General features: G+C 64.6%; 23 protein-coding genes and 1 riboswitch. Of the genes, 17 read left to right on the top strand and 6 right to left on the bottom strand.

The features are described 5' to 3' along the window. Window positions 1-146 precede the first annotated feature (146 nt). Entirely contained in the window at window positions 147-854 is a 708-nt protein-coding gene (locus VDP74_RS13815) for a TerC family protein (RefSeq protein WP_323000224.1), read from the top strand. Window positions 855-933: 79 nt separating this feature from the next. Here VDP74_RS13815 and crcB read toward each other — a convergent pair whose 3' ends face one another. Next, window positions 934-1,350 (bottom strand): fluoride efflux transporter CrcB, encoded by a 417-nt coding sequence (gene crcB / locus VDP74_RS13810; protein WP_323000223.1) that lies wholly within the window; start codon window positions 1,348-1,350, stop codon window positions 934-936. A gap of 130 nt (window positions 1,351-1,480) precedes the next feature. Then, window positions 1,481-1,546, bottom strand: a riboswitch (Fluoride riboswitch). A gap of 101 nt (window positions 1,547-1,647) precedes the next feature. Here crcB and VDP74_RS13805 point away from each other — a divergent pair. The 9 genes from VDP74_RS13805 (at window position 1,648) to VDP74_RS13765 (ending at window position 10,796) form a co-directional block, all read left to right on the top strand. Next, window positions 1,648-2,430, top strand: a complete 783-nt coding sequence (locus VDP74_RS13805; protein WP_323000222.1) for a 3-hydroxybutyrate dehydrogenase — start codon at window positions 1,648-1,650, stop codon at window positions 2,428-2,430. Between the two features lie 109 nt (window positions 2,431-2,539). After that, on the top strand, window positions 2,540-3,316 hold the full coding sequence (gene yaaA / locus VDP74_RS13800) for a peroxide stress protein YaaA (RefSeq protein WP_323000221.1): 777 nt from the start codon (window positions 2,540-2,542) through the stop codon (window positions 3,314-3,316). Between the two features lie 125 nt (window positions 3,317-3,441). After that, complete coding sequence (locus VDP74_RS13795) at window positions 3,442-4,158, top strand: GntR family transcriptional regulator (RefSeq protein WP_323000220.1); 717 nt, start codon at window positions 3,442-3,444, stop codon at window positions 4,156-4,158. Continuing rightward, the gene (locus VDP74_RS13790; RefSeq protein ID WP_323000219.1) at window positions 4,155-5,489 is read left to right on the top strand and encodes a malonyl-CoA decarboxylase domain-containing protein; all 1,335 of its coding nucleotides are present in this window, start codon (window positions 4,155-4,157) and stop codon (window positions 5,487-5,489) included. The genes VDP74_RS13795 and VDP74_RS13790 overlap by 4 nt, the downstream gene beginning before the upstream one ends. Then, window positions 5,480-6,283 (top strand): enoyl-CoA hydratase-related protein, encoded by an 804-nt coding sequence (locus tag VDP74_RS13785; protein ID WP_323000218.1) that lies wholly within the window; start codon window positions 5,480-5,482, stop codon window positions 6,281-6,283. The genes VDP74_RS13790 and VDP74_RS13785 overlap by 10 nt, the downstream gene beginning before the upstream one ends. Before the next feature lie 2 nt (window positions 6,284-6,285). Beyond that, the gene (locus VDP74_RS13780) at window positions 6,286-7,821 is read left to right on the top strand and encodes a malonyl-CoA synthase (RefSeq protein ID WP_323000217.1); all 1,536 of its coding nucleotides are present in this window, start codon (window positions 6,286-6,288) and stop codon (window positions 7,819-7,821) included. Between the two features lie 92 nt (window positions 7,822-7,913). Then, the gene (gene dctP, locus VDP74_RS13775) at window positions 7,914-8,915 is read left to right on the top strand and encodes a TRAP transporter substrate-binding protein DctP (protein ID WP_323000216.1); all 1,002 of its coding nucleotides are present in this window, start codon (window positions 7,914-7,916) and stop codon (window positions 8,913-8,915) included. A gap of 76 nt (window positions 8,916-8,991) precedes the next feature. Beyond that, entirely contained in the window at window positions 8,992-9,480 is a 489-nt protein-coding gene (locus tag VDP74_RS13770) for a TRAP transporter small permease (RefSeq protein ID WP_323000215.1), read from the top strand. After that, the gene (locus tag VDP74_RS13765) at window positions 9,477-10,796 is read left to right on the top strand and encodes a TRAP transporter large permease (RefSeq protein WP_323000214.1); all 1,320 of its coding nucleotides are present in this window, start codon (window positions 9,477-9,479) and stop codon (window positions 10,794-10,796) included. Before VDP74_RS13770 ends, VDP74_RS13765 begins: the two co-directional genes overlap by 4 nt. A 31-nt stretch (window positions 10,797-10,827) precedes the next feature. Here VDP74_RS13765 and VDP74_RS13760 read toward each other — a convergent pair whose 3' ends face one another. Beyond that, window positions 10,828-13,053: an FUSC family protein gene (locus tag VDP74_RS13760; protein ID WP_323000213.1), complete on the bottom strand. Its 2,226-nt coding sequence runs from the start codon at window positions 13,051-13,053 to the stop codon at window positions 10,828-10,830. Between the two features lie 457 nt (window positions 13,054-13,510). Here VDP74_RS13760 and VDP74_RS13755 point away from each other — a divergent pair, with 457 nt between their 5' ends. The 7 genes from VDP74_RS13755 (at window position 13,511) to pnp (ending at window position 20,972) form a co-directional block, all read left to right on the top strand. After that, window positions 13,511-15,232 carry an acetolactate synthase 3 catalytic subunit gene (locus tag VDP74_RS13755; RefSeq protein WP_323000212.1) on the top strand — a complete coding sequence of 574 codons (1,722 nt, stop codon included), beginning with the start codon at window positions 13,511-13,513 and terminating at the stop codon, window positions 15,230-15,232. Window positions 15,233-15,242: 10 nt separating this feature from the next. Continuing rightward, on the top strand, window positions 15,243-15,734 hold the full coding sequence (ilvN, locus tag VDP74_RS13750; RefSeq protein ID WP_323000211.1) for an acetolactate synthase small subunit: 492 nt from the start codon (window positions 15,243-15,245) through the stop codon (window positions 15,732-15,734). A gap of 42 nt (window positions 15,735-15,776) precedes the next feature. Next, a complete protein-coding gene (ilvC, locus tag VDP74_RS13745; protein ID WP_323000210.1) occupies window positions 15,777-16,793 on the top strand; it encodes a ketol-acid reductoisomerase in 1,017 nt (338 codons plus the stop codon). Window positions 16,794-16,866: 73 nt separating this feature from the next. Further along, window positions 16,867-17,547 carry a phosphatidylserine decarboxylase gene (locus VDP74_RS13740; protein WP_323000209.1) on the top strand — a complete coding sequence of 227 codons (681 nt, stop codon included), beginning with the start codon at window positions 16,867-16,869 and terminating at the stop codon, window positions 17,545-17,547. Further along, the gene (gene pssA / locus VDP74_RS13735; protein ID WP_416232998.1) at window positions 17,528-18,316 is read left to right on the top strand and encodes a CDP-diacylglycerol--serine O-phosphatidyltransferase; all 789 of its coding nucleotides are present in this window, start codon (window positions 17,528-17,530) and stop codon (window positions 18,314-18,316) included. Before VDP74_RS13740 ends, pssA begins: the two co-directional genes overlap by 20 nt. Before the next feature lie 87 nt (window positions 18,317-18,403). After that, on the top strand, window positions 18,404-18,673 hold the full coding sequence (gene rpsO / locus VDP74_RS13730; protein ID WP_066453017.1) for a 30S ribosomal protein S15: 270 nt from the start codon (window positions 18,404-18,406) through the stop codon (window positions 18,671-18,673). A gap of 154 nt (window positions 18,674-18,827) precedes the next feature. Further along, on the top strand, window positions 18,828-20,972 hold the full coding sequence (gene pnp, locus VDP74_RS13725; protein WP_323000207.1) for a polyribonucleotide nucleotidyltransferase: 2,145 nt from the start codon (window positions 18,828-18,830) through the stop codon (window positions 20,970-20,972). A gap of 123 nt (window positions 20,973-21,095) precedes the next feature. Here the strand turns inward: pnp and VDP74_RS13720 are convergent, their stop codons facing one another. The 4 genes from VDP74_RS13720 to VDP74_RS13705 all read right to left on the bottom strand — a co-directional run bounded on the left by VDP74_RS13720 (window position 21,096) and on the right by VDP74_RS13705 (window position 24,648). Further along, entirely contained in the window at window positions 21,096-22,076 is a 981-nt protein-coding gene (locus VDP74_RS13720; RefSeq protein WP_323000206.1) for an NAD(P)H-quinone oxidoreductase, read from the bottom strand. 201 nt (window positions 22,077-22,277) lie between these two features. Then, window positions 22,278-23,822 carry an IS66 family transposase gene (gene tnpC, locus VDP74_RS13715; protein ID WP_416232997.1) on the bottom strand — a complete coding sequence of 515 codons (1,545 nt, stop codon included), beginning with the start codon at window positions 23,820-23,822 and terminating at the stop codon, window positions 22,278-22,280. A gap of 77 nt (window positions 23,823-23,899) precedes the next feature. Then, the gene (gene tnpB, locus VDP74_RS13710; RefSeq protein ID WP_323000205.1) at window positions 23,900-24,232 is read right to left on the bottom strand and encodes an IS66 family insertion sequence element accessory protein TnpB; all 333 of its coding nucleotides are present in this window, start codon (window positions 24,230-24,232) and stop codon (window positions 23,900-23,902) included. Continuing rightward, window positions 24,229-24,648 (bottom strand): transposase, encoded by a 420-nt coding sequence (locus tag VDP74_RS13705; RefSeq protein ID WP_323000204.1) that lies wholly within the window; start codon window positions 24,646-24,648, stop codon window positions 24,229-24,231. Before VDP74_RS13705 ends, tnpB begins: the two co-directional genes overlap by 4 nt. Between the last annotated feature and the right edge of the window lie 135 nt (window positions 24,649-24,783).

The raw sequence follows: 24,783 nt of genomic DNA, 5'->3' as shown, positions 1-24,783 counted from the left end.
TGACGGTCATCTGCTTCAGGCAGGTACCCGGTGCCCGGGCAACCCACGGTTGCGAGCAAGACCTTGCCATCATGGGCAAGGCACGTCTCCTCTCTGGAAATGGCCTGGCCCTGGTGGGTTACAGGCCATTTTTCATAAGGACGACCATGATCGAATTTTTAGAGACCCTGCACTGGGGTGCGGTGTTCCAGATCATCCTGATCGACATCCTGCTGGGGGGCGACAATGCCGTGGTGATCGCCCTGGCATGCCGCAACCTGCAGCCGGCACAACGCATGCAGGGCATTTTGTGGGGGACTGCGGGGGCCATCATCCTGCGCGTGGTGCTGATCGCCTTTGCGCTGACCCTGCTGGGCATTCCCTTCCTGAAGGTCGTAGGCGGCGGCTTGCTGCTGTGGATCGGGATCAAGCTGCTGTTGCCCGAAGACGACGCCCATGACAAGATCAAGGGCAGCGCGTCCATCTGGGCTGCCGTCAAGACCATCATCATCGCCGACTTCGTGATGAGCCTGGACAATGTGATTGCCATTGCCGGCGCAGCGCAGAACGCCCACGCCGATCATCAGATCGGTCTGGTGATCTTCGGCCTGCTGGTCAGTGTGCCCATCATCGTCTGGGGCAGCACCCTGGTGCTGAAGCTGATCGACCGCTTCCCGCTGGTGGTCACCCTGGGGGCCGGATTGCTGGGCTGGATTGCCGGCGGCATGCTGATCACCGACGTGTTCGTGGTGGAACGGATCGGCGGCCAGCCCCCCTTCGCCTGGAAGATCGGCGCCGAGATCGTCGGTGCGATCCTGGTGGTGGTGCTGGGCCGGGCGCTGGCGCGGCGGAAGGTCGCAGCGGCGCAGCAGTGATTCACCGGCGTCCGGGCGCTGCGGGGCATGCCCCGCGCCAGCCCTGGATGTGACCGGCGGATGGTCGGATGATGGCGGCTCAGGCCGCCATCATCATTTTGGTCAATGCCACGGTGCCAATGCCCAACAGCGTCATGGCCAGGGATCCGCCGACGTGGACCAGGACGGATGCCGCCAGCCAGCCGAACCGGCCTTCCTGGAGCAAGATGGCCAGTTCGGCCGAAAACGTCGAGAACGTCGTCAGTCCGCCGCAGAAGCCGGTGATGATGAACAGCCGCATCTGCGGCGAGAGATCCGGGAATGATCCGAAGACGGCGACCGCCAGGCCGATGACGTAGCCGCCCAGCAGGTTGGCGACCAGGGTGCCCGGCGGCAGCACCGGGAACAGCGCGTTCAGGGTGTATCCCAGCCACCAGCGCAGAATGGCGCCGGCCGAGGCGCCGGCGGCGATGGCAAGCAGCGGGTTGTAGAGAAAGGGCATGGGTGTGGCGGCCATAAAAAAGTGCCCCCGCGCCGCGCAGGCTTCGCCTGCTTGCTGCCCCCCGAGGGGGCGCCTTTTGCCTTGGGGCAGTCCGGCGGTAAAAGAAACGCCTACAGGCCGATCGCTGATCGTGGATCGCGCATCGGGGCCTGTAGGCATCGTCAGCTGCGGCTGCAGCGGTTCAAGGAGGAATGCCATCTCCTGTCGCATCCGATGTTACCGGCGTTTGGGTAGGGCTGCAAGGCAGCGTTCAGGGCGGCGCGCTACACTGGATTCAGTCCTTTTATGTACCTTTTCAGAAGGAGTGGTCTCATGCTCAAAGGCAAAAAAGCGGTCGTCACCGGTTCCACCAGCGGCATTGGCCTGGCCATCGCCCAGGAACTGGCCCGTCAGGGGGCCGATCTGGTGATCAACGGATTCGGGGATGCCGACGCGATCGAGCGTGAACGAGCCGGGCTGGAAAAGAATTTCGGCATCAAGGCCGTCTATCTGAACGCCGACCTGATGGACGCCCAGGCCGCGCGGGACTTCATCGCCCAGTCGATCAAGGCGCTGGGTGGCATCGACATCCTGGTGAACAACGCCGGCATCCAGCACACCGACCTGATCGAAGATTTCCCGGTCGACAAATGGAATGCCATCATCGCGCTGAACCTGTCCGCCGTTTTCCATTGCACGGCCGCTGCGCTGCCGACGATGAAGAAGCAGAAATTCGGGCGCGTCATCAACATCGCATCGGCGCACGGCCTGGTGGCGTCGGTGAACAAGTCCGCCTATGTCGCGGCGAAGCACGGCGTGGTGGGCCTGACCAAGGTCACGGCGCTGGAAAACGCTGGCACCGGGGTCACCTGCAACGCCATCTGCCCGGGCTGGGTGCGCACGCCTCTGGTGGAAAAACAGATCCAGGCGCTGGCGGAAAAGAAACACCTCAGCGTCGAAGACGCGGCCCGCGACCTGCTGGCCGAGAAGCAGCCGTCTTTGGAATTCGTGACTCCGGAACAGCTGGGGCAGGCGGCGGTGTTCATCGCCTCGGATGCTGCTGCGCAGATGACCGGCACCACGCTGTCGATCGATGGCGGCTGGACGGCTCGTTGATCGTCAAGATCAGGCGGGTCCGATCCGGCCCGCCGGATTTCCGGCGGCGATGGCTTGTTCAGAGATCCCTTATGCTGTCGCCGTTGTCGTTCATGCACAGGAGTCGTTCATGTTGATGGTTTTATCGCCGGCGAAGAAGCTGGACTATGACACGCCGGTGCGCACCACGCAGCACAGCTTGCCGGTGTTTCCGGCGCAAACCCGTGAACTGGTCGGCGTGATGCAGGCCTTGTCGGCCGGTGATCTGGCGGATCTGATGAGTCTGTCCGATGCCTTGTCCCGCCTGAATGTGGACCGGTATGCCGCCTGGGTCGACGCCCCCGATGCGCAGCATGCCCGACAGGCCGCGCTGGCCTTCAATGGCGACGTCTACGAAGGCCTGCGGGCAGCGGAGCTGTCGGACGCCCGCCTGAACTGGGCGCAGGATCATCTGGCCATCCTCAGCGGTTTGTACGGGGTGCTGCGCCCCCTGGACCTGATCCAGCCCTATCGCCTGGAGATGGGTACCCGGCTGAGAACCGCGCACGGCCATACCCTGTATGAATTCTGGGGATCGCGGATCGCCCAGGAGCTCAATCGGCGCCTGGACGCGCTGCCGGGCGAACGGGTGCTGCTGAACCTGGCATCCCAGGAATACTTCAAGGCCGTGGATCGCAAGACCTTGCAGGCCCGGGTGGTGGAATGCGTCTTCCAGGACGAGAAGAACGGCGTCTGGAAAGTCATCAGCTTCCATGCGAAGAGGGCCCGGGGATTGATGGCGCGCTACGTCGTCGATCATCGCGTCAGGCAGGTCGCCGGCCTGCAGGGGTTCGCAGCCGATGGCTACCGCTATGCCGACGAGGCCTCGTCGGCCGATCGCCTGGTGTTTCGACGGGCGGCTGCTTGATGGCGGCGGTCTCGCCGACGATCCGGACGTATCAGGGATAACCTAGGTTGTCTGTGCGGGCGACAGTCCTTATGCTGGCCATAATTATGAATTATTAATTTCCAGATACGACGCGGGAGACCCCGATGGCGGCCAGGATCATCCAGAAGATTCTTTATCAGGAAGTCGCGGATCGCCTGCGGGGCATGATCCAGACCGGGGAATTGCAGTCCGGTGCCTGGATCGACGAAGTCCACCTGACGGCGGTGCTGGGCATTTCCCGCACGCCCTTGCGGGAAGCCCTGAAAGTGCTGGTCGCCGAAGGACTGCTGCGGCTGGAACCGCGCCGGGGATGCTTCGTCAACGAACTGTCGGCCCGCGACCTGGAAAACATCTTTCCCCTGATGGCGCTGCTGGAAGGGCGCTGCGCCTACGAGGCCGCCAGCAAGGTCACGCCGGCCGATCTGCAGCGGCTGGAAACGCTGCATCGCGACCTGCGGCATTTCGCCGAACTCGACTCCATCGACGATTACTATGCGGCCAATGCCCGCATCCACGAGGCCATCCAGAAAATGGCGGACAACCCCTGGCTGTCGGACCTGATCGACAACCTGCGCCAGGTGCTCAGCCTGTCGCGCCATCGCAGCCTCATGTACCCGGGGCGGGTGCGCGAATCCTGCGCGGAACATCTGGCGATCTTCGCGGCGCTGAAGGCCCGGGATCCCGAAGGCGCGGATGCCATCACGCGCAAACACCTGATGCGCCAGCTCGATGCGCTGCGCGCGCTGGCCCGGCAGGACAACGCCGCCGGGTCGCCGGATCAGCCGGTATCCGGTCATGTTCTGTCGGGGGCCTCATCATGACGGGATCAAGCACATGGAACGGGGCGGCTGCCCCAGCGCGGGATGCGCAACCGGGCGCTGCTGCAGCGGTTTCCGCGCCGGGCGATGTCGCCCAGTTGCCCAATTCGCCCCGTTCAGCCGGCCTGCTGGAACGCCTGAATCGCTGGCTGGACCGGGATCATCTGCCCGATCCGGCGGCGCTGCGTTCGCTGTACGCGGCCACCCTCACCGACAGCGCGGCCAATCGCCTGGCGCGGCAATGGGCGGACCGCTATCTGGCCGCCGATGCAGAAGAGCGGCGCTGCCTGCTGGCCGGCCTGGTGCATGCGGGCATCGGCCTGGAACCTCCGGTGGATCATGCCAGCCGGCTGTTCCGCCGCCTGTATGCCGAAAGCGATCGGCTGGCCCTGATGGTCGAGTTGCGGGCGGACATGCTGCGCTGGCGCAACCAGGTGGCCGGCCTGTCGGCGCTGGAACAGACCCTGGCGGTGCTGCTGTCGAACTGGTTCGACGTCGGCATGCTGGAACTGCACCACATCAACTGGGATTCGCCGGCCTCCCTGTTGGAAAAATTGATCCACTACGAGGCCGTGCATCAGATCCGGTCCTGGGACGACATGCGCCGCAGGGTCGCCGCCGATCGCCGCTGCTATGCGTTTTTTCATCCCCGGATGAGCGACGTGCCGCTGATCTTCGTCGAGGTCGCCCTGACCGAACAAATGGCCTCCGACGTGCAGGTGCTGATCGATCCGGCTCGCCCGCTGGCGGACTTGGCCAAGGCCCGGTGGGCGATCTTCTATTCCATTTCCAATACGCAGCGCGGCTTGCGCGGAATCAGCTTTGGCAATTTCCTGCTCAAGCGCGTGATCGAGGAATTGCTGTCCGAATTGCCGAAACTCCGGTCGTTCGCCACCTTGTCGCCCATCCCGGGCTTTGCCGACTGGCTGGGCAAGCGCAGCGGCGCCGAGATCCAGGACCATCTGGCCGACAAGACCGAACGCCAGGCGGCGGCCCAGGACCCGGATGCCGGCGCGCGCTGGGTCGATCTCCTGCGCGCGGCTGCGTCGGGGTCGGGGCCAGAGTCGTCGCGCCGGACGGGCCTGCGGCTGGCGGCCCACTACCTGCAGCAGTTGCGCGGCGGAGATCCGCTGGATCCGGTGGCGCGTTTCCATCTGGGCAACGGCGCGCGGATCGAACGGCTGAACTGGGCGGCGGACCCCTCGGACAAGGGCCTGGAGCAGTCCTGCGGACTGATGGTGAACTACCTGTATGAACCCGATCAGCTGGACGAGAACCGGGCGCGCCTGGCTGCCGGCAAGCCTCGGGTTTCGCGGAGCGTGCAATGGCTATAGGACAGCAGGGCGCAGGCGGACGCATCCACGTGCAGCGAGCCGCTGCGGTCGCCACCGTCCTGCTCGATCATCCGGGGCGGATGAATGCCATCACCGTGTCCATGTGGCGTGAACTGGCGCAGGCCTTTGCAGCGCTGTCGGCAGATGCCGATCTGCGCTGCATCGTCGTCCGGGGGGCCGGCGGACATTTCGCGGCCGGGGCCGATATCCGGGAATTTCCCCAGGTGCGTTTCGATCCGGAGGGGGCGCAGGCCTACCATCGGCAGACCATCGCCCCGGCCCTGCAGGCGATTGCCCGATGCCCCCACCCGGTGCTGGCCGTCATCGAGGGCGTCTGCGTTGGCGGCGGGCTGGAGATCGCCAGTGTGTGCGATTTGCGCCTGGCGGCGAACGATGCGCGGTTCGGCGCACCGATCAACCGCCTGGGTTTTCCCATGGCGCCCGATGAAATGCGCGGCCTGCTGGCGTTGGCTGGCCGCGCCGTCACTCTGGAAATCCTGTTGGAAGGACGTGTATTCGATGCGCAGGAAGCCTTGTCCAAGGGCCTGCTGACCCGGATCGTCGAAGTTGCCGAACTGGAATCCGAACAGGCCGCCACCGTCGCCCGGCTGTGCGCGGGGGCGCCGCAGGCTGCTCGTTGGAACAAACACATGGCCACGCGCCTGGGGGCCGGCAAGCCGCCCCTGACCGATGCCGAATTGCAGGCATGCTTTGCCTATGCGTCCGGGCCCGATCACCAGGAAGGCGTGCGGGCCTTTCTCGAAGGACGCCCCCCGGTTTTCAAAGGAGAATGAACTTGGAACCCAATGCCAACCTTTATACGATCCTGCAGTCGGGTTTCCCGGCAGACCGGCAGGCGGTAGCGCTCGAAACCCCGGAGCGCACCTACAGTTGGCAGGATATCGATGCCCTCAGCGGCCGGATGGCCAATCTGCTGCGTTCGCTGGACGTGCCTGCGGGGTCCCGGGTGGCGGTCCAGGTGGACAAATCGCCGGAAGCTCTGATGCTCTATCTGGCCACCGTGCGGGCCGGTCTGGTTTACCTGCCGCTCAATACTGCGTATCACGAGGCTGAGGTCTCGTATTTTCTCGAAGACGCCGAGCCGGCCGTGGTTGTCTGTTCGGACGGCGCCCACGGCTGGTGCGAGCCGCTGGCGCAGCGCAAGGGCGCCGCCCATGTCTTCACCTTGAACGCCGATGGGCAGGGCAGCCTGACGCAGGCCGCCGCAGGGCAGGCTGCCGATTTCGAGACGGCGCACAACGCGCCCGACGATCTGGCAGCGATCCTGTATACCTCGGGCACCACGGGCCGCAGCAAAGGCGCCATGCTCACCCATGCCAATCTGGCCTCCAACGCCCTGACGCTGAAGGCGTATTGGGGCTGGCGATCCGATGACGTGCTGCTGCACATGCTGCCGATCTTCCACGTGCACGGCCTGTTCGTGGCGTCCCACGGCGCCTTGCTGGCAGGCGCCCGCATGATCTGGCTGCCCAGGCTGGATGTCGATCAGGCCTTGCACTACCTGCCGCGTTGCACCCTGATGATGGGCGTGCCGACGTATTACGTGCGTCTGCTGGCCGATACCCGCTTCGACCGCGACGCCTGTCGCAATATGCGGTTGTTCATCTCCGGTTCTGCGCCGCTGCTGGTCGATACGTTCCGCGAGTTCCAGGCGCGCAGCGGCATGACCATCCTGGAACGCTACGGCATGAGCGAAACCGGCATGATCACCTCCAACCCCTATGATCCTGCGCGCGGCGAACGCCTGCCCGGGCCGGTGGGGCCGGCCCTGCCGGGGATCACGGTGCGGGTGGTCGACGATGTGGACCAGCCCCTGGCCGCAGGCGATCCCGGGCACGTGCAGGTGCGCGGCCCCAATGTGTTCGCCGGCTATTGGCGCATGCCGGAAAAGACACGCCAGGAATTCACGCCCGACGGCTGGTTTCGCACCGGCGACATCGGGGTGCTGGGCGGGGCGGGCATCCCCGACGACTACCTGAGCATCGTCGGGCGCAGCAAGGATCTGATCATTACCGGTGGCTACAACGTCTACCCCAAGGAAATCGAGATGGTTCTGGATGCCATGCCCGGCGTCCAGGAATCCGCCGTCATCGGCATCCCGCATGCGGACTTCGGCGAGGCCGTCGTGGCCGTCGTCGTGCCCAGGGCGGGGGCGGCGGTCGATACCGACGCCATGCTGGTCGATCTGAAGGCCGGTCTGGCGAATTTCAAGGTACCCAAGCAGATCCACGTGGCCGATGCGCTGCCGCGCAATGCCATGGGGAAGGTTCAGAAGAACGTGCTGCGGCAGCAGTACGCAAGCCGGCATTGACGACAAGGAGGACATTCAGCCGATCATGAGGCAAGCCGGATCCGGGAGGGTACGGCCGGAAGGACCACGACGACCAATAATCAGGAGACAACATGATGATGAAGCGACACATACTTTGCGCCGCGCTGGGGCTGGCCATGGCGGCCGGCTCGGGGACTGCGCTGGCCGAGACCACGCTGCGGGCCTCGCACCAGTTCCCTGGAGGGCAGGGGGATCCTCGGGATGAAATGGTGCAGATCATCGCCCGCGAGGTCGAGGCCGCCAACGTGGGGCTGAAGATCCAGGTGTTCCCAGGCTCTTCGCTGTACAAGGCGACCGAACAGTGGGGCGCGCTGACACGCGGCCAGTTGGACATGGCCGCCTTTCCGCTGGACTACGCCTCGGGTCGGGTGCCGCAGTTCTCGGCCACGCTGATGCCGGGCCTGGTGCGCAACTACGACCATGCGCAGCGCCTGAACCAGTCCAACTTCATGAAGGACATCAAGGCGCTGGTCGAAAAGCAGGGCGCGGTGGTGATTGCCGATGCCTGGCTGGCTGGCGGGTTCGCATCCAAGAAGAACTGCATCACCAGCCCCGACACGATCAAGGGGCAGGTGATTCGCGCGGCCGGTCCGGCGTTCGAACAGATGCTGGCGGCAGCCGGCGCGTCGATTTCCTCGATGCCCTCGTCCGAAGTGTATTCGGCCATGCAGACGGGCGTGCTGGATGCGGCCAACACGTCCAACGACAGCTTCGTGTCGTACCGGCTGTACGAGCAGGCCAAGTGCCTGACCGCGCCGGGGGACAACGCCCTCTGGTTCATGTACGAACCGGTGCTGATGTCCAAGAAGGTCTTCGACAAACTGGAGCCCAAACAGCGCGAGGCCATCCTGGCTGCCGCCCGAAAGGCGGAGGACTACTTCACCGGGGAAGCCAAGAAGGGCGAACAGAAAATGCGCGATGTCTACACCAAGGCCGGTGTGGAAGTCGTGACGATGACGCCCGAGGACTACCAGGCCTGGATGAACATCGCCAAACATTCGTCCTATCGGCAGTTCGCCGAAAAGGTGCCGGGCGGCGATCTCTTGCTGAAAAAGGCGTTGGCCGTTCAGTAAAAGCAAACCGAAATGAGGCCTGCGCTCGGCACAGCCCGGCGCAGGCCCTGCCGCTGAAGCGACGCCGGGAGGTCGCATGAGTCGAATTTTCATACGCTGGGTCGAGGTCCTGTCCAGGGCCTGCGGCGTTGCATCCGTGCTGCTGCTGGTGTTCGCCATGCTGGTCGTGTGCCAGATGATCCTGATGCGCTACGTCTTCCGGGCCGCCACGATCTGGCAGACCGAGGCGGTGGTGTTCGGGGCAACGGCCGCCATCTTCCTGGGCGCCCCCTATGTGCTGATGACCAAGGGCCATGTGGGCGTGGATTTCATCCAGCTGCTGGTGGGGCCCCGGACGCGCCGCTGGATGGATCGGGTGGGCGCCTGGCTGGGGCTGGCATTTTGCTCCGTGATGACCGTGGCGACGGGTCTGCACCTGTACGAGGCCCTGGAAGGCGGCTGGACGACGCCCAGCGTGGCTGCCGTGCCGTTGTGGATGCCGCTGTCGCCGGTCGTGTTCGGTTTTGGATTGCTGTGCCTGCAGTATGTCGCGGAAATCATCAAGCTCAAGGGAGAGCCGTCATGACGCCAATGCTGGCAGGAATCAGCATTATCGTGGGTCTGTGCCTGATGCTGGCCACGGGCATGCCGATCGCATTCGCCCTGGGCCTGGCTGCCGTGGTGGGCCTGTTCCTGGACATGGGGCCCGACGTGATCTACGTGCTGGCCGAGACCATGTTCGCCGGCATCGCCAATCTGGGGTACGTGGCGATTCCCATGTTCGTCCTGATGGGGGCGATCGTAGCGGGGACGCCCGCCGGCGGAGACCTGTACAAGGCCCTGGATCGCTGGCTGTACAAGGTTCCCGGCGGCCTGATTCTGTCCAATATCGGGGCCTGCGCCATTTTTTCCGGCATGACGGGATCCAGCCCCGCCACCTGCGCGGCCATCGGCAAGATGGGCATTCCCGAGATGCTGGGTCGCGGCTATCCGGCCTCGGTGGCCACCGGGTCGATTGCGGCGGGGGGAACCCTGGGCATCCTGATCCCGCCGTCGGTCACGATGATCGTCTACGGCATCTCGACCCAGACCTCGATCGGGCGGCTGTTCCTGGCCGGCGTCATGCCGGGGCTTCTGCTGACGGCGCTGTTCATGGCCTGGGCGCTGTTCGACGCGCGGCGCAAGGGCTTCCGGTTCGGGGGCGCAGGCTCCGGGCATTATTCCTGGCGCGACAAACTGGAAGCCTTGCCGCGCGTGCTGCCGCTGCTGCTCATCATCCTGGGCATGCTGTTCGTGCTGTATGGCGGGGTGGCCACGCCATCCGAAGCGGCCGGCGCGGGCGCGCTGCTGACCCTGATCGTGGTGGCCGTGGTGTACCGCCTCTTCAAGATGCGCACCTATACCGGGGTCTTCGGTTCGGCCATGCGCGAAAGCGTCATGATCATGATGATCATGGCCTCGGCGGAATTGTTCGCCTTTGCGCTGTCGTCCCTGTTCATCACGCAGTCGCTGGCGGCGGCCATCGCATCGCTGGAGATCAATCGCTGGCTGCTGATGGGGCTGATCAATGTGTTCCTGCTGGTGGCCGGCATGTTCCTGCCGCCGGTGGCCATCATCGTCATGGCGGCGCCGCTGCTCCTGCCCATCATCACCCAGGCCGGGTTCGACCCCTACTGGTTCGCCGTCATCCTGACTGTCAACATGGAAATCGGCCTGATCACGCCTCCCGTAGGCCTGAATCTGTTCGTGTTGAATGCCATCGCACCCGACGTGCCGACCCGGGACATCCTGATGGGTGCATTGCCATACGTGCTGGTGATGATGGGGGCGATCGTGCTGCTGAGCATTTTTCCGCAGGTCGTCACCTGGCTGCCGGACCTGATCATGGGGGCGCCCATCTGAACCCGGGGCCTGCTGTGGGCCCGTTGGGGGTTCAGGCGGGCCCGGAAGACCCGGTGGGCGCGTCGCTGCGGACGGGTTCCAGTGCCCGCATGTTCTCCTGGATCTGCTGGGATGCCTTGATCATCTGGCGCAGCGGATAGGCCAGCGCCGCGTGGTCGCCATCGGTCTCGATGACGTTGGGCGGGGCAGCGGGGCGGTCGGCCAGGAGGTCGCCGGTCGCTGCCAGCGCCTGACGGATGCCGTCGGGTTCGGTGTCCAGCAGCGCCAGCTGCGGGATCACGGCGGCGATCTGCGATGCCAGCGCGTGGTGCTGGATCATCAGGCGGTTGAATTCGGGCACGTGCCGTTGACGGCGGGTGGGTTCGTCCATCATGCGGTAGAACGCGGCGGCGAAATTGCTGAAGGCGATGTGCACGTTCTTGCGGCACAGCTTCCATTGGGTTTCGGCTTCCTGTTGTTCCGTGCCGCCGGGCTGACCGGCCTGCCGGGCCATGCGTGCGGCCTGCACGAAGGCCAGGCCGCCGCGCAGGAAGATCTGGTTGGCGGCGCGCAGGGTGCGCGCCAGGTCGTCCAGCGTATTGCGTTCCCACGAGGGCAGGATATAGCTGCAGCTCAGGGCCAGGATACTGCCGATCACGGTGTCTACCAGTCGCTCGCCGACCACCGTGTTGGACCCCGGCACCAGGAAATGGAAGATCAGCAGCACGAACAGCGTGTTGAAGACGGCCGACAAGGTGTAGTTCACCTGGATCAGGCTGTAGCCCAGCACGCTGCTGGCCACCAGGATCAGCAGATAGAGTTCCGGGCTCAGCCCCAGATAGAACAGCACCAGCGACAGGCCGCAGCCGATCAGGGTGCCGATCAGCCGCCAGCCGTTGCGCTGGCGGGTCAGGGCGAAGCCGGGCTTCATGATGATCAGCACCGTCAGGATGATCCAGTAGCTGTGGCCGGCCATGCCCGGGTCCAGGGATCGGACCATCGGCGTGTGCGCCAGCGCGCTGCCCACCACCATGGACAGCAGGGCGGCGATGGCCACCCGGATGGCATAGCGAAAATGCGCGGATTGTCGATGCAGATTGTCGGTCAGCAGCGCCAGCTGCCATTTCTGGCGCGTCAGGAAGCGGTTCAGGGACCGGTTGGCCTTGGGCAGGTCGGAATCCGACGGCATGGGATTGACGGAATGGTCCGCCATGCGGTCGACCTGGCGCGTCATGTTGCGCAGGCGTCGCAGCACCTGCACCAGCAGGGCATAGAGTTCGGGGTTGCTGTGTGGCAGGCCTTGTTCGCGCAACTGCTGCAGTTCGAATTCCAGTGCCCGCAGTTCGGCCTTGACGCTGTTGCGCACCCGGGTCCGGCGGTTGCGGGCCACGTTCAGGGCCAGGCCGGATACGTTGTCGGCCAGCTTGCGCATGGCGTCGCGCACGAACAGCAGCGCGTCGCTGTCGGGCAGGGCCTGGCGTAATGTGGCGTAGTCGGTATGGGTGGCCACGGTGCTGTCCAGCAGGCTGACCATGTCCACGAACAGGTTCAGCAGCCCCTGGCGCAGGCGGTCGGCCCGCGAGGTCGTGCCGCGCGGCAGTTCGCGCAGGACCATGTCGCGGGCCGCCTGGTGGGCGTCGGTCATGGCGGCCTGGTGGCGGATCAGCTGTCGGTAGCTTTCCTCCAGATCCAGGTGGACGTCGTAGAAACGGGCGCGGGTGGCGATGTAATCCGCCGTGGCGAACAGGGCGACCGACAGCGCCTGCTGTTCCTCCCGGTGCCACAGGACGCGATGGGCGATGGCGCTGTAGACCAGGTAGAACGCCCCACCCAGGAAGGATGTCAGGGTGTGCTGCAGCACGTCGGCCTGCGTCAGCGGCGTGCGCAGGGTCAGCGTCATGATCAGCAGGCAGGCGAATCCCAGCAGCCCGCCGTGTTTGCCATAGACTGTCAGCATGGAAAAGGCGAAGCACAGCGCGGGCACGACCAGCCAGATGGCCAGCGCATGGCTGGCGGCCAGTCCCGTCACTGCGGTGGTGGCCGAGCCCAGGCACAGGGCGGCGAACATGCCGTTGATCCCATAGCGGCGTGGGCCGCCGGGCTGGTCCAGGATGGCCACGCAGGCAGCGCCCACGGCCGCCACGAAGCCGCTGGCGATCCATCCGAACAGGCCCGACAGCACCAGGGCGGGCAGCAGCACGCCCGTTGCCTGGCGCAGGCCGCCAAAGAAATAGTGGCTGTAGAAGAATCGCTGCAGTTGCGGTGTCGAGGGTGTCATGCAGGAAGGCCGTGGACCCGGAGCAGGGCGATGATCGCAGTATAGAAAGTCTGGCGGCTTTGGTGGGGGTTTCCAGACATCTTGCGCGGCACGGATGGCATCACGGGGCGGTGTCGCTTGCGGCACATGTTGCAACGCGGTAAATTAGCCGTTCCGCCATCCCGCATCAGGGTTGGCCGATGTGGCGAACACCCGGGTCACACACCCGGTTTTTTTCGTCTTCCGTTTTCATGCTCCAGGATGCGCCACAAGCGTGGTCCGGGGCGTCCATTTCCACCACACTGCGCCCATGGCGCGAGTGTCTTGTGCCAAGGGGTGCAGACTGGTTCCCCGATGTGTCCGGGCAAAGCGGTTCCGTGAATCGCCAAGCGTCGGATCATGTTGAGGACCCCCAGGACTGGCCCGGGCTGCCAATAGGCCGCTTGGTGCATGACACAGGTTACGAAAGGAATCCATCATGGAACTCAATGGCGCCGACATCGTCGTGCGTTGTCTGATCGAGGAAGGCGTAGACCACGTGTTTGGCTACCCGGGCGGTGCCGTCCTCTACATCTACGACGCCATCTACAAGCAAGACAAATTTCAGCACGTCCTCGTGCGACACGAGCAGGCTGCGGTTCACGCGGCGGATGCTTACTCCCGATCCTCGGACAAAATCGGCGTATGCCTGGTGACCAGCGGTCCCGGCGTCACCAATGCCGTCACGGGCATCGCCACGGCGTACATGGATTCGATTCCCATGGTCATCATCAGCGGTCAGGTGCCCACGCACGCGATCGGCCAGGATGCTTTCCAGGAATGCGATACCGTGGGCATCACGCGGCCCTGCGTCAAGCACAACTTCCTGGTGCGCGATGTGAAGGACCTGGCCGAGACCATGCGCCGCGCCTTCTACATTGCGCGTTCCGGCCGTCCCGGCCCCGTCCTGGTGGATATCCCCAAGGACGTGTCCGTGGCGACCTGCAAATACACGCCCAAGCGCGGTGCCACGCAGTTGCGTTCCTACGCGCCGGTCACCAAGGGCCACCAGGGCCAGATCAAAAAGGCCGTGCAGATGCTGCTGGCCGCCGAACGCCCCATGATCTACGCGGGCGGCGGGGTTGTGCTGGCCAACGCCGCCGACGAATTGCGCAAACTGGTGCGCATGACCGGGGCGCCGTGCACCACCACCCTGATGGGGCTGGGAGCCTTGCCGGGCACGGATGAAAAATTCGTGGGCATGCCGGGCATGCACGGCACCTACGAGGCCAATATGTCCATGCAGAACTGCGACGTGCTGCTGGCCATCGGCGCGCGCTTCGACGACCGGGTGATCGGCAATCCCAAACACTTCGCGCAGGTGGCGCACAAGATCATCCACATCGATATCGACCCTTCGTCGATTTCAAAGCGGGTGAGGGTGGACGTGCCCATCGTGGGCGATGTGCGCGAGGTCCTGCAGGACCTGATCGGCCTGTATGCGCAATCGCTGGCCGAGCAGAGCGTGGCGGAACACCGCCTGGACGCCTGGTGGAAGCAGATCGATGCCTGGCGCGGGCGCAAGTGCCTGGATTACGAGAATTCCGATACGGTGATCAAGCCCCAGTACGTGGTGCAGAAACTGTGGGAAGTCACGCGTGGCCAGGCCTTTGTCACGTCAGACGTGGGCCAGCACCAGATGTGGGCGGCCCAGTACTATCCCTTCCCGGAACCTCGCCGCTGGATCAATTCCGGTGGCCTGGGCACCATGGGTGTGGGCCTGCCGTTTGCCATGGGGGTGCAGATGGCCAATCCGGATCGCGACGTCGCCGTCATCACCGGCGAAGGGTCCATCCAGATGAACATCCAGGAACTGTCCACCTGCAGTCAATACCGCTTGACGCCGAAGGTCCTGTGCCTGAACAACCGCTACCTGGGCATGGTGCGTCAGTGGCAGCAGATCGAATACGGTTCACGCTATTCCGAATCCTATGTGGATGCGCTGCCGGATTTCGTCAAGCTCGTCGAAAGCTACGGTCATGTGGGCATGCGCATTGAAAAGCCCGCTGACGTCGAACCGGCGCTGCGCGAGGCCTTCACCAAATACAAGGACCGCCTCGTCTTCATGGATTTCATCACGGATCAGACCGAGAACGTCTGGCCCATGGTCAAGGCTGGCCGTGGCTTGACGGAAATGTTGCTGGGCGCCGAGGATCTGTGAGGGGATAAGCATGAAACACGTAATTTCAGTTTTGCTGGAAAACGAACCGGGCGCCTTGTCCCGGGTGGTGGGCCTGTTCTCGGCGCGCGGCTACAACATCGAAACCCTGACGGTCGCGCCGACTGAAGACCCCACGCTGTCGCGCATGACCATCGTGACGATCGGGTCCGACGAGATCATCGAGCAGATCACCAAGCACCTGAACCGCCTGGTGGACGTGGTCAAGGTCGTCGACCTGTCCGAAGGCCCCCACGTCGAGCGCGAGCTCATGCTGATCAAGGTCCGCGCGGTCGGCAAGGAACGCGAGGAAATGAAGCGCATGGCGGAGATCTTCCGCGGGCGCATCATCGACGTCACCGACAAGACCTACACCATCGAACTGACCGGCGTGCAGGACAAGATCGCCGCCTTCATCGGGGCACTGGACCGCAGCGCCATTCTGGAAACCGTCCGCACGGGCGTCTCCGGAGTGGGGCGTGGCGAACGCGTCCTGAAGCTCTAAATTTCTTTAACCAGAATCAAGTCATCCAACGGAGTATCCAACATGAAAGTTTTCTACGACAAAGACTGCGACCTGTCCCTGATCAAGGGCAAACACGTGGCCATCATCGGCTACGGTTCGCAGGGCCACGCCCACGCGCAGAACCTGCATGATTCGGGCGTCCACGTCACCGTGGGCCTGCGCAAGGGCGGCGCGTCCTGGAAAAAGGCCGAGAACGCCGGCCTGACCGTCAAGGAAGTCGCGGAAGCCGTCAAGGGCGCCGACGTGGTCATGATGCTGCTGCCCGACGAGAACATCGCAGCGGTCTACCGCAACGACGTCGCGGCCAACCTGAAGGCAGGCGCTGCGCTGGCGTTCGCCCATGGCTTCAACGTGCATTACGGCCAGGTCGTGCCGCGCGCCGACATCGACGTCATCATGATCGCCCCGAAGGCCCCGGGCCACACGGTGCGCAGCACCTACACCCAGGGTGGCGGCGTGCCGCACCTGATCGCCGTGCACCAGGACGTGTCCGGCAAGGCCCGCGATCTGGCGCTGTCCTACGCCATGGGCAATGGCGGCGGTCGTGCCGGCATCATCGAGACCAACTTCCGCGAAGAAACCGAAACCGATCTGTTCGGCGAACAGGCCGTGCTGTGCGGCGGTACCGTCGAACTGATCAAGGCCGGTTTCGAGACCCTGGTCGATGCCGGCTATGCGCCGGAAATGGCCTACTTCGAGTGCCTGCACGAACTGAAGCTGATCGTGGACCTGATCTACGAAGGCGGCATCGCCAACATGAACTACTCGATCTCCAACAACGCGGAATACGGCGAATACGTCACCGGCCCGCGCGTGGTGACCGACGAAACCCGTGCCGCGATGCGCCAGTGCCTGGCCGACATCCAGTCCGGCGTCTATGCGAAGAACTTCATCCTGGAAAACGCCGCCGGCGCCCCGGAACTGACTTCGCGCCGTCGTCTGAACGCCGAATCGCAGATCGAGCAGGTCGGCAGCAAGCTGCGCGCCATGATGCCCTGGATCGCCGCCAACAAGCTGGTCGATCAGTCCAAGAACTGATCCTGTCCATGCCGCGAACGGCCGGCCGCCCCAGCGGGGCGTCCGGCCGTTTTGGGTTATCCTTGCGCCTACCATGAAAATCCCTCCCTATCCGCATCCCCTGATTGCCCGCGAAGGCTGGCCCATCCTGATCGGCGCGCTGATCGTGGCGCTGCTGGTCAGTGCCTGGTCCTGGTGGGTCTCGATCCCGTTCTGGATCTTTGCCGTGTTCGCCCTGCAGTTCTTCCGCGATCCCTCGCGCGAGGCGCCGGACGGCGATGGCCTGGTGCTGTGCCCGGCCGACGGGCGCATCGTCTGCGTGGAAGACGCGGCCGATCCCTATGCCGGTGGTCGCCCGGCCCTGAAGATCAGCGTCTTCATGAACGTCTTCAACGTGCATTCGAACCGCGTGCCGGTCGACGGCGCGGTGCAGTCCATCGAATACTTTCCGGGCAAGTTCTTCAATGCTGCGCTGGACAAGGCCTCGCTGGAAAACGAGCGCAATGCCATGGTGCTGCAGACTCCCGATGGGCAGACCGTGACGGCGGTGCAGGTGGCCGGCCTGGTGGCCAAGCGCATCCTGTGCCATGCCTCGGTCGGACAGTCCCTGTATGCGGGCCAGCGCTACGGCTTCATCCGCTTCGGTTCTCGGGTGGACGTATACTTGCCTCCAGGGACGCGGCCGCGTGTCGCCATCGGCGACAAGGTCAAGGCCACCAGTACCGTGCTGGCCGAACTTCCCGTCCCCGCCCGCGATGACGACTCCGCAGCCTGAACATTCCATGCCTGACGAAAGACAGCGCCGCCGCAGCATCTACCTGCTGCCCAACGCATTCACCACCGCCAACCTGTTTTCCGGCTTCTATGCCGTCGTGCAGGCCATGAACCAGCATTTCGAGGTCGCCGCCATCGCGATCTTCCTGGCCATGGTCTTCGACAGCATGGACGGACGGGTGGCCCGCCTGACCAACACCCAGTCGGCCTTCGGGGAACAATACGATTCCCTGGCTGACATGATTTCCTTTGGCATGGCGCCGGCGCTGGTCATGTACGAATGGTCGCTGCAGGGCCTGGGGCGCTGGGGCTGGCTGGCGGCATTCGTGTACGTGGTGGGCGCGGCATTGCGCCTGGCACGGTTCAATGCCAACATCGGCAAGGTCGACAAGCAGTATTTCCAGGGGCTGCCCAGCCCGGCGGCGGCGGCCCTGGTGGCCGGTTTCGTCTGGCTCTCGGTAGACAACAAACTATCCTTGTCGGATGGCCTGATTCCCTGGGCGGCTTTTGCCGTGACGGTCTACGCCGGTATCGCCATGGTGTCCAACGCGCCGTTTTTCAGCGGCAAGTCCTTCGCCCTGGGGCGCAGCGTGCCGTTCTGGGTGATGCTGCTGGTGGTGGCAGTGTTCGTCTTCGTGTCCAGCGACCCCCCTGTGGTGCTGTTCGCACTGTTCGTGCTCTACAGCCTGTCGGGCTGGCTGGTCTGGCTGTGGCGGATCCGTCGTGCGCGACGCCTGGGCCAGCGCATGCGGGACTCAAATCCGCTATAATTTTGCCTGCGCCACGATTTGCGTGGCGTTTTTTCATCCCACGGCAGCGCGCCTCGGTGCTGCCGCTTGTTTTCGAGGTTAAAAAGCATGTCCGTTGCTGATATCGTCAAATCCGACATCGTTGCGCAATTCCAGCGCGCCGCTGGTGACACCGGTTCTCCTGAAGTCCAGGTCGCTCTGCTGACCGCCCGCATCAATGAACTGACCGGCCACTTCAAGGCCCACACCAAGGACCACCACTCGCGCCGCGGCCTGCTGCGCATGGTCAGCCGTCGCCGTAAACTGCTGGACTACCTGAAGGGTCGCAACCCGGATTCCTATCGCGCCCTGATTGAAAAACTCGGTCTGCGCAAATAATGCCCGGGGACTTCGTTCCCCTTGCACGAGCCGTGCACGCTGCCTTCATGTCCGCAGTGTGCGCGGCTTTTTGTCATGGATCGCTGAAATAGTTCCCGCTCATGGCGGGTTGTGGGCGCGTGCCTGCAGGCGATCCTCTTAATAGGATAAGAAAATGTTCAATAAAGTGAGCAAATCGTTTCAGTACGGTGAGCACACCGTCGTCCTGGAAACCGGCGAAATCGCCCGCCAGGCCTCTGGCGCCGTGCTGGTATCCGTGGATGATACGGTCATCCTGGCCACTGTCGTGGCTGCCCGCACCGCCAAACCCGGCCAGGATTTCTTTCCGCTGACCGTCGATTACGTCGAGAAAACCTATGCCGCCGGCAAGATCCCGGGCGGCTTCTTCAAGCGCGAAGGCAAGCCCTCCGAAAAGGAAACCCTGACCTCGCGCCTGATCGATCGCCCGCTGCGCCCGCTGTTCCCGGAAGGCTTCTACAACGACGTGCAGGTCATCATCCACACGCTGTCGGTCAATCCTGAAATCGATCCGGACATTCCTGCGCTGATCGGCGCCTCGGCTGCCCTGGCCATCTCCGGCATCCCGTTCAACGGCCCGGTGGGTGCCGCGCGCGTCGGCTACGTGGACGGCCAGTACGTCCTGAATCCCAGCACCACTCAGTTGCACGAACAGTCCCAGCTGGACCTGGTCGTGGCCGGCACCGAAGCCGCCGTGCTGATGGTCGAATCCGAAGCCAAGCAACTGCCGGAAGACGTGATGCTGGGCGCCGTGGTGTTCGGCCACGAACAGATGCAGGCCTGCATCAACGCCATCCACGAACTGGTGGCCGAGGCCGGCAAGCCCGAATGGGATTGGCATGCTGCCCCGCGCAACGAAGCCCTGGCGACCGCAGTGCGCAGCGCCGCCTTCGAACCCCTGAAGGCGGTCTACCAGGTGCGCAACAAGCAGGAACGCACGACTCAGCTGCGTCAGGTCTATGCCGACGTCAAGGCCAAACTGGCCGAGCACGCCGGCGCCCGGGGCGATGCCGCCCCCGACAGCGTCGAAGTCGAGAACATGCTGTTCGCCCTGGAATCGGAAATCGTCCGCGGCCAGATCCTGAACGGCGAACCCCGTATCGACGGCCGCGACACGCGCACCGTTCGTCCCATCAGCATTCGCCTGGGCGTGCTGCCTCGCGCGCACGGTTCGGCCCTGTTCACCCGGGGTGAAACCCAGGCGCTGGTGGTCACGACCCTGGGCACGAAACAGGACGAACAGATCATCGATTCGATCATGGGCGAGTACCGTGACCGCTTCATGCTGCACTACAACATGCCTCCGTTCGCCACGGGCGAGACCGGCCGCTTTGGCGTGCCCAAGCGCCGCGAGATCGGCCACGGCCGTCTGGCCAAGCGCGCCTTGCTGGCCCTGCTGCCCAGCGCCGAAGAATTCCAGTACACGCTGCGCCTGGTGTCGGAAATCACGGAATCCAACGGCTCCTCGTCCATGGCTTCGGTCTGCGGCGGCAGCCTGTCCATGATGGATGCCGGCGTCCCGGTGAAGGACCACGTGGCCGGCGTGGCCATGGGCCTGATCAAGGAAGGCGGGAAATTCGCCGTGCTGACCGACATCCTGGGCGATGAAGATCACCTGGGCGACATGGACTTCAAGGTCACCGGCACCGTCACCGGCGTGACCGCCCTGCAGATGGACATCAAGATCCAGGGCATCACCAAGGAAATCATGCAGGTGGCGCTGGCCCAGGCCCGCGAAGGCCGCCTGCACATCCTGGGCAAGATGCGCGAGGCCATCGACGGCTCCCGCCAGGAACTGTCCGACTTCGCGCCGCGCATGCTGAGCATCAAGATCAATCCGGAAAAGATCCGCGACGTGATCGGCAAGGGCGGCGCCACCATCCGCGCGCTGACCGAGGAAACCGGCTGCCAGATCGACATCAGCGACGACGGCAGCATCACCATCGCCAGCGCCGACCTGGACCGCGCCCACGAAGCCGAGCGCCGCATCAAGGAACTGACCGCCGACGTCGAAATCGGCCAGGAATACCAGGGTACGGTGCAGCGTCTGCTGGACTTCGGCGCCATCGTCCAGGTCCTGCCGGGCCGCGACGGTCTGCTGCACATCTCCGAGATCGCCAACTACCGCATCGCCGACATCAACGACGTGCTGAAGGTCGGCCAGTCGGTGCGCGTCAAGATCCTGGAAGCCGACGATCGTGGTCGTCTGCGTCTGTCGGTCAAGGCCATCGGCGGCATCGAAGCCCAGGGCGGCCCCGCCGCCCCGACGGCGGCGGAATGATCGCCTGCCGGTCCGGTCGGCATCGCCGCCCGGACACTGCCTGAAAAAAGGGCGCCCCGCGATCGCGGGGCGCCCTTTTCAATGACTGCGGCATGTTGTTCGGGGGCGCCACGGCCCCCTGGTTCATGACAGCGTCAGTACGATTTTCCCGATCTGTTCGCCCGCGTCCATCATGGCGTGCGCCCGAGAGGCCTCGGCCAGGGGAAAGGTCGCGTGGATGATGGGGCGGACCGTGCCGGCTTCCAGCAGCGGCCAGACCCGTTCGCGCAGGGACTGTGCGATGGCGGCCTTGAAGGCCACGGGCCGGGCTCGCAGGGTGGAGCCCGTGATGGTCAGGCGGCGCGCCATGACCTGCCAGCAATTGACCGTTCCGTGGGCGCCGCCCAGTTGGGCGATCATCACCAGGCGGCCGTCGTCGGCCAGCGCCTTGATGTTGCGCGGCAGGTAGTCGCCCGCCACCATGTCCAGGATGACGTCCACCCCGCGATTGTTCGTCAGGGCGTGGATTTCCTCGACGAAGTCCTGGGTGCGGTAGTTGATGCCCCGGGAGCATCCCAGCGCCTCGATCGCCTGTACGCGTTCGCTGCTGCCGGCCGTGGCGTACACGGTATGGCCGAAGGCGTGCGCCAGCGCGATGGCCGTGGTGCCGATGCCGCTGGCCCCGCCATGCACCAGCAGGGTTTCGCCGGCCGACAGCCGGCCGCGATCGAAGACATTGCTCCAGACCGTGAAATAGGTCTCGGGCAGGGCGGCGGCCTCGATCATGGACAGGCCCTTGGGCACCGGCAGGCATTGCGCAGCCGGCGCGACGCAGTACTGGGCGTAGCCACCGCCCGCCAGCAGGGCGCAGACCTCGTCGCCGATCTGGAACCCGCCCGCTTGCGCGTCGCCGCCCACGATCCGTCCGGCGACTTCCAGTCCGGGCAGATCGGATGCGCCGGCCGGCGGCGGATAGCTGCCCTGGCGCTGGAAGACGTCGGGCCGGTTGATGCCGGCCGCGCCCACCTGGATCAAGACCTCGCCGGGGCCGGGAACGGGGGTGGGGCGTTCCACGAGTTCCAGGACTTCGGGCCCGCCGGGAGCCGTGATTTCTATGGCTTGCATGAGACCTCCGCTGAATAGTCAGCCTGAATTATGCGCTACACTTGCGGTCTTCAGTTAGCGTCCGGCGAACACATCTTGACGGCCGCCGGTAGGTTAGCGTTCAGCGAACACATCTTGACGGCCGCCGATAGGCGGCCGCAGCCTTTCTGGTGTTTGCACGGAAGTGATGACGGTGGGTCAAATTTCAACCGACGATGATCATCAGTCTTCAGCAGGCTGCCAGCGATGCGGCAACAATTCTCCGATCCGGCTGTTCGGATGCGTGGGCAGACGCGTGAGTACGTCCTTCAGATAGGCATAGGGGTCATGGCCGTTGAGCTTGGCCGACTGCACTAGGCTCATGACCGCAGCGGCCCGTTTGCCGGCCCGCAAGGAACCCGCAAACAACCAGTTATTGCGGCCCACGGCGATGGGCCGGATCTGTTGTTCGATCCGGTTGTTGTCGATGGGCAGCATCCCGTCATCCAGGTAGCGCGTGAGCGCCACCCAGCGCTTCAGGCTGTAATCCAGCGCCCGAGCCGTGCCCGAGCCCTCCGGCACCTTCTGGCGCTGGGCCAGCATCCACGCGTGGTATGTGCCCGCCAAGGGTTTTGCGGTCTGCTGGCGTTGCGCCAGACGTTCTTCCACGGACAGGTCCTTGATCTGATGCTCGATGGCGTACAGGCCACCGATGGACTCCAGCGCCTGGGCGGCCACCGGGCTTTGGCCGGCCGCATGCAGATCGAAGAACTTGCGTCGAGCATGCGCCATGCAGCCCACTTCCGTGATGCCGGCAGTAAAGCACGCCTTGTAGCCGACATAGTCGTCACAGACGAGGCTTCCGGTCCAGTCCCCGAAGAATTCCCGGGCGTGCGCCCCGGCACGGCCTTCGGTAAAGTCATAGACTACGGCCTGCAGGGCCTCGAAGGCGCCTGGAGTGTAGGCCCACAGATAGGCCTTATGGGTGGCGCGGCTGCCGGGTTTTAAGAGCTTCACCGGAGTCTCGTCGGCATGCAGCACCCGGTGCGCCAGGATCTCGTCTCGCAGGGCCGCGACCAGCGGCTGCAGTGCAAAGCCGCAGGCACCGACCCACTCGGCCAGCGTTGATCGCGCAATGCGCAGACCCGCCCGGGCAAAGATGCCTTCCTGGCGGTGCAGCGGCAGGTGGTCGGCGTACTTGGCCACCAGCACATGGGCCATCAGGCCCGGGGTGGCCAGGCCCTTGTCGATCACGTAGGCGGGCATCGGTGCCTGAGTGATGGTCTCGCACTGCGGACAGGCCAGGATCGGGCGCACATGGCGCTCAACGGTAAAGGTGCCGGGCGTGTAGTCCAGCTTCTCGCTGACCTCGTCACGCACGAACTTCAACTGGCAACCGCACGTGCAGGTGGCGCTGTGCGGTTCGTGCCGGATCTCGATGCGGGGCAGATCTGGGGGGAGCGCCGTGCGCTTGGGTTTGTCCTTGGGGTCGGACGCGGGATCGGCCTTGGGGTTCAGGGCCGCCAGTTGCGCTTCGATCTCGACCAGGTCTTCGTCGACGGCTTCCTCCAAGAGGCTGCCTTGTACGCCGGGTAGCAACTGCTCGCCGCGCTTGCCAAAGCGGAAGCGGCGCAGCATCGCGATCTCGAAGGTCAACTTCTCGTTGAGCGTCTTGCTGGCCGTCAGTTCCTGGCGCGTGCGCCCGAGCGTGTGCATGAGGCTGGCCGCCAGTTCACGCAGTTGCGTGGCGTCCATGTCCTGCAGTGAGTCGGGTGCTTCGGCTGTCATGGCGGGCAGTATGCCAGCAGGTGCTGCATCGCACCATCGGCATCAGCACCGATTGCACAGTCCAGGCGTGTGCAGGCTCAGATGCAGTCGATGACGCCGGCATCGCCCAGGCGCTGCCAGGGCAGGCCCAGTACCAGGGCGCTGGCTTGCTCGTCGGTGAGCGTCAGGTGCGTGCTACCGGGCGCGGGCCAGACGAACTTGCCCTGATTCAGGCGGCGCGCAGCCAGCCACACGCCGATGCCGTCGTGCATCAGCACCTTGATGCGCGTGGCACGGCGGTTGGCAAAGACGTAGGCATGATGCGGGTGTGCGGCGCCGAACACGCGCACCACTCGGGCGAGCGTCGTATCCAGGCCGGCGCGCATGTCCATGGGATCGACCGCCAGCCAGATCCGGTCGATGCGGATCATGCCAAGACCAGGCGTGCCCACTGGGCCAGTGTCTGGTGTTCGGCCATCGGCCAGTCCAGCGTGAGAGTCAGGCCTTGGCCACTGAGCGTCAGCGGGATCCTGCCCTCGGGCTGTAGCGGGCCTGTGGGCAGTCGCTCGGTGGCGACCGTCTGGACCGGCACGAAGGGCAGCCAGTTCGCGGGCGCTGGGGCCGTAATGCTTCGGGCTTCATCGGTCTGGGCATCGGCATCATGCAGGCCCAGGCGTTCGTGCTCGATGACCCAGCGGCGCAAGACGTTGGGGTTCAGGTCATGCTCGATGGCCACCGCTGCCAGGGAGACGGCCGGGTCCATGCACTGGGCGACCAGATCGGTCTTGAACTGTGCAGTATAGGTACGGCGCCGACGACGCGGCTTGCTGGTGGGGTCTTGGTGCATACGTGTCCACGAAATTTAAGCGGACACGTATGCTCTATCGGATGCTCGAACGGCTCAAGGTGCGTTCACCGGACGGATACCCTATATCGCACAAAATCCCCTTAAACATGACGAATTCGCGATCGCAACCTTCAA

It is taken from the genome of Castellaniella sp., assembly GCF_034674885.1.
In the GTDB taxonomy this organism is placed as follows: domain Bacteria; phylum Pseudomonadota; class Gammaproteobacteria; order Burkholderiales; family Burkholderiaceae_B; genus Castellaniella.
Note: the sequence above shows the minus strand (reverse complement) of the source record. Positions and strands in the feature narration are given on the sequence as shown.

What these genes read in the sequence shown, in the direction of transcription:
- VDP74_RS13815 (WP_323000224.1), top strand. Translation starts at nt 147, where the DNA reads ATGATCGAATTTTTAGAGACCCTGCACTGGGGTGCGGTGTTCCAGATC.
- crcB (WP_323000223.1), bottom strand. Translation starts at nt 1,350, where the DNA reads ATGGCCGCCACACCCATGCCCTTTCTCTACAACCCGCTGCTTGCCATC.
- VDP74_RS13805 (WP_323000222.1), top strand. Translation starts at nt 1,648, where the DNA reads ATGCTCAAAGGCAAAAAAGCGGTCGTCACCGGTTCCACCAGCGGCATT.
- yaaA (WP_323000221.1), top strand. Translation starts at nt 2,540, where the DNA reads ATGTTGATGGTTTTATCGCCGGCGAAGAAGCTGGACTATGACACGCCG.
- VDP74_RS13795 (WP_323000220.1), top strand. Translation starts at nt 3,442, where the DNA reads ATGGCGGCCAGGATCATCCAGAAGATTCTTTATCAGGAAGTCGCGGAT.
- VDP74_RS13790 (WP_323000219.1), top strand. Translation starts at nt 4,155, where the DNA reads ATGACGGGATCAAGCACATGGAACGGGGCGGCTGCCCCAGCGCGGGAT.
- VDP74_RS13785 (WP_323000218.1), top strand. Translation starts at nt 5,480, where the DNA reads ATGGCTATAGGACAGCAGGGCGCAGGCGGACGCATCCACGTGCAGCGA.
- dctP (WP_323000216.1), top strand. Translation starts at nt 7,914, where the DNA reads ATGATGATGAAGCGACACATACTTTGCGCCGCGCTGGGGCTGGCCATG.
- VDP74_RS13770 (WP_323000215.1), top strand. Translation starts at nt 8,992, where the DNA reads ATGAGTCGAATTTTCATACGCTGGGTCGAGGTCCTGTCCAGGGCCTGC.
- VDP74_RS13765 (WP_323000214.1), top strand. Translation starts at nt 9,477, where the DNA reads ATGACGCCAATGCTGGCAGGAATCAGCATTATCGTGGGTCTGTGCCTG.
- VDP74_RS13760 (WP_323000213.1), bottom strand. Translation starts at nt 13,053, where the DNA reads ATGACACCCTCGACACCGCAACTGCAGCGATTCTTCTACAGCCACTAT.
- VDP74_RS13755 (WP_323000212.1), top strand. Translation starts at nt 13,511, where the DNA reads ATGGAACTCAATGGCGCCGACATCGTCGTGCGTTGTCTGATCGAGGAA.
- ilvN (WP_323000211.1), top strand. Translation starts at nt 15,243, where the DNA reads ATGAAACACGTAATTTCAGTTTTGCTGGAAAACGAACCGGGCGCCTTG.
- ilvC (WP_323000210.1), top strand. Translation starts at nt 15,777, where the DNA reads ATGAAAGTTTTCTACGACAAAGACTGCGACCTGTCCCTGATCAAGGGC.
- VDP74_RS13740 (WP_323000209.1), top strand. Translation starts at nt 16,867, where the DNA reads ATGAAAATCCCTCCCTATCCGCATCCCCTGATTGCCCGCGAAGGCTGG.
- pssA (WP_416232998.1), top strand. Translation starts at nt 17,528, where the DNA reads ATGACGACTCCGCAGCCTGAACATTCCATGCCTGACGAAAGACAGCGC.
- rpsO (WP_066453017.1), top strand. Translation starts at nt 18,404, where the DNA reads ATGTCCGTTGCTGATATCGTCAAATCCGACATCGTTGCGCAATTCCAG.
- pnp (WP_323000207.1), top strand. Translation starts at nt 18,828, where the DNA reads ATGTTCAATAAAGTGAGCAAATCGTTTCAGTACGGTGAGCACACCGTC.
- VDP74_RS13720 (WP_323000206.1), bottom strand. Translation starts at nt 22,076, where the DNA reads ATGCAAGCCATAGAAATCACGGCTCCCGGCGGGCCCGAAGTCCTGGAA.
- tnpC (WP_416232997.1), bottom strand. Translation starts at nt 23,822, where the DNA reads ATGACAGCCGAAGCACCCGACTCACTGCAGGACATGGACGCCACGCAA.
- tnpB (WP_323000205.1), bottom strand. Translation starts at nt 24,232, where the DNA reads ATGATCCGCATCGACCGGATCTGGCTGGCGGTCGATCCCATGGACATG.
- VDP74_RS13705 (WP_323000204.1), bottom strand. Translation starts at nt 24,648, where the DNA reads ATGCACCAAGACCCCACCAGCAAGCCGCGTCGTCGGCGCCGTACCTAT.